This is a genomic window from Sphingobium sp. (assembly GCF_032153725.1).
Taxonomy (GTDB): Bacteria; Pseudomonadota; Alphaproteobacteria; order Sphingomonadales; family Sphingomonadaceae; genus Sphingobium.
On record NZ_JALDYQ010000149.1, the window covers coordinates 1 to 3279 of the forward strand.

Annotated in this window: 3 protein-coding genes; 1 reads left to right on the top strand and 2 read right to left on the bottom strand. The window is 63.6% G+C overall.

Annotation, left to right across the window (positions count from 1 at the left end; all coding sequences use genetic code 11):
* Positions 1-50: 50 nt before the first annotated feature.
* Positions 51-347 (bottom strand): I78 family peptidase inhibitor, encoded by a 297-nt coding sequence (locus RUH75_RS23505; protein WP_313809629.1) that lies wholly within the window; start codon positions 345-347, stop codon positions 51-53.
* Positions 348-358: 11 nt separating this feature from the next.
* Positions 359-1525, bottom strand: coding sequence for a ribonuclease D (gene rnd / locus RUH75_RS23510; RefSeq protein WP_313809631.1), 1167 nt, complete (start codon positions 1523-1525; stop codon positions 359-361).
* A gap of 128 nt (positions 1526-1653) precedes the next feature.
* Between rnd and aspS the strand changes: the two genes are divergently transcribed.
* The coding region (aspS, locus tag RUH75_RS23515; RefSeq protein WP_313809630.1) for an aspartate--tRNA ligase at positions 1654-3279 on the top strand (1626 nt) is incomplete at its 3' end.

Below are 3279 nucleotides of genomic sequence, written 5' to 3' on the forward strand. Positions count from 1 at the left end.
CTGCCAAAAAACCGAACAAACTTTATGTGGCGAACTTTAGATTCAGGTGACTAGGCGCAGCGGGCGGTGGTGATCACCATCTTTTCGTCATAGCTGACGGTCAGGCGGTCGGCGCGGAAATCCATGGTCATCGCCATGCCCGGCGCGCCCCAGCGCAGGGTGCGGGCGCCAGAACTCCTGAGCAGTTGCGTGCCAAGGTCCGCGCTGGCGGTCTGGCCGATGAAGCGGTCCAGCCCTTCGTTGCGGCACGGCCCGTCCGCCATTGCGGGCGCCGTGGCCGGGCCTTCGCCATGAGCGGCGGCGCAGGCCGCCAGCAGGGGGAGAAGGATGAGCGCTGCCGTCCGCATGGCTGAAGCCCCTATTCCGTCCGGGTCATTTTCAGTCGGCCATTCTTGACCGCGAAGGCAAGCCTGCCCTCGACCAGATCAACCGCGTCGCGACCGAATTGCTCATAGCGCCAGCCTTCGAGGATGGAGAGTTCCTCACGCACGCCCGCCGCCAGTGCGTCGATATCGTCGCTGCGGGCGATCAGGCGCGCGGCGACGTTGATGTCGCGCGAGCGAATCTTGAGGAGGAGCTTGAGCAAATCCGCCACCAGCGCGCCGTCCTTGCCAAGGCCGGGGCGCTTGGGATCGCGCTCGGGCATCTCGTCCTTGCCGAGCGGCTTGTGATTGGCGATCGCCAGCATCAGGCGGTTGCCGATATCATTGGTCTTCCAGGTGGCGGAAAGGCCGCGCACCTTGCCCAGATCGTCCTGCGAGCGCGGCGGGTGGCTGGCGATGTCGGCCAGCGTCTCATCCTTGACGATGCGGCCGCGGGGCAGGTTCTTGTCCTGCGCCTCGAGCTCGCGCCAGGCGGCCAGCGCCTTCAGCCGGCCCAGAACATCCGCCTTGCGGCTGGCGATGCGGACGCGCTGCCAGGCCTCCTCCGGCTCGTTCACATAGTTGGAGGGATCGCAGACGCGCTCCATCTCCTGATCGAGCCAGTCGCCTCGGCCGGTGCGGCGCAGTTCCTCCAGCATCTTGGGGAAAATCTGGATGAGGTAGGTGACGTCGCCGATCGCATAGTCGATCTGCCGCTTGTCGAGCGGGCGGCGCGCCCAGTCGGTGAAGCGGGCGCCCTTGTCGAGCTGAACCCCCAGCCACGCATCGACCAGATTGCCATAACCGATCTGTTCGCCCAGCCCGAGCGCCATCGCCGCGATCTGGGTGTCGAACATCGGGTGGGGGGTCTTGCCGGTCAGGTTGTAGATGATCTCCAGGTCCTGCCCGCCCGCATGAAAGACCTTCAGCACATCCTCATTGTCGACCAGCAGGTCGAGCAGGGGCGAAAGGTCAAGGCCGGGCGCCTTGGGGTCGATCGCGGCGGCTTCGTTCGAATCCGCGACCTGCACCAGGCAGAGGTCGGGCCAGTAGCTGTTTTCGCGCATGAACTCGGTATCGACCGCAATATAAGGCGATTGGGCGATACGGGCGCAGAATGAAGCGAGAGTCTTGCTGTCGGTGATCAGCGGATGGATTTGCATATGGTCTTCGATCTTATTATGGGCTGGCCCGTCGCGCACGGGCTCGTCAATGCTTGACAGGACTGCCCATAGCGGCGCTGCAACAATTTGTCATTTCCGTAAAACGAATCTGAAAGATACAAAACGCCATGCATGCCTATCGCACTCATACCTGCGGCGCCCTAACCTCGGCCGAAGTCGGCCATGAGGTGCGCGTATCGGGCTGGGTGCATCGCAAGCGCGACCATGGCGATCTGGTCTTCATCGACCTGCGCGACCATTATGGCATGGTGCAGATCGTCACCGAAGTCGACGGACCGGTGTTCCAGGTGATCGAATCGCTGCGCGCCGAAAGCGTCGTGACCGTGACCGGCAAGGTCGTCGCCCGGTCGAAGGAGGCCGTGAACCCGAACCTGCCCACTGGCGAGATCGAGATTCGCGCGCTGGATGCCGTCGTGCTGTCCGCTGCCGCCGATCTGCCGCTGCCGGTCGCGGGCGAGCAGGAATATCCCGAGGATATCCGCCTGCGTTACCGCTTCCTCGACCTGCGGCGCGAGACGCTGCACGCGAATATCGTCAAGCGCACGAAGATCATTTCCGACATGCGCCGCCGCATGGAGGGGATCGGCTTCACCGAATATTCGACGCCGATCCTGACCGCGTCGTCGCCGGAGGGTGCCCGCGACTTCCTGGTTCCCAGCCGCATCCATGCGGGCAAATTCTATGCGCTGCCGCAGGCGCCGCAGCAATATAAGCAGTTGCTGATGGTCGCGGGTTTCGACCGCTATTTTCAGATCGCGCCCTGCTTCCGCGACGAGGACCCGCGCGCCGACCGCCTGCCGGGCGAATTCTACCAGCTCGATCTGGAAATGAGCTTCGTCACGCAGGAAGATGTGTGGAACACGATGGAGCCGGTGATCGCGCAGGTGTTTGAGCAGTTTGCCGACGGCAAGCCGGTGACGCCTGCGGGCAGCTTTCCGCGCATCCCCCATGCCGAGGCGATACTGAAATATGGGTCGGACAAGCCCGACCTGCGCAACCCGATCCTGATCACCGACGTCACCGAGCATTTCATGGGCTCGGGCTTCGGCATCTTTGCAGGGATCGTGGAAAGCGGGGGGGTGATCCGCGCGATCCCGGCGCCGGGCGCTGGCGCGGGCAGCCGCAAATTCTTCGACGACATGAATGTCTGGGCGCGGGCCGAGGGCTATTCGGGCCTCGGCTATATCAACATCAAGGATGGCATTCCCGGCGGCCCGATCGCCAAGAATCATGGCGAGGAACGTACCGCGAAGCTGATCGATGCGCTGGGACTGGGGCCGAATGACGGCGTGTTCTTCGCGGCGGGCAAGGAATCTCAGGCGGCCAAGCTGGCCGGTCTGGCGCGCATCCGCACCGGCGAGCAGCTGGATCTGATCGACCAGGACCGGTTCGAACTGTGCTGGATCGTCGACTTCCCCTTCTACGAATATGATGAGGAGTCGAAGTCGATCGACTTCGCGCACAACCCCTTCTCGATGCCGCAGGGTGGGCTGGACGCGCTGAACAATCAGGACCCGCTGACGATCAACGCCTATCAATATGACATGGTCTGCAACGGTTATGAGATCGCGTCGGGGTCGATCCGTAACCAGTCGCCGGAACTGATGGTCAAGGCGTTCGAGAAGGTGGGCCTCAGCCAGTCGGACGTGGAGGAGCGTTTCGGCGGCCTCTATCGCGCCTTCCAGTACGGCGCGCCGCCGCATGGCGGCATGGCGGCGGGCGTCGACCGCATC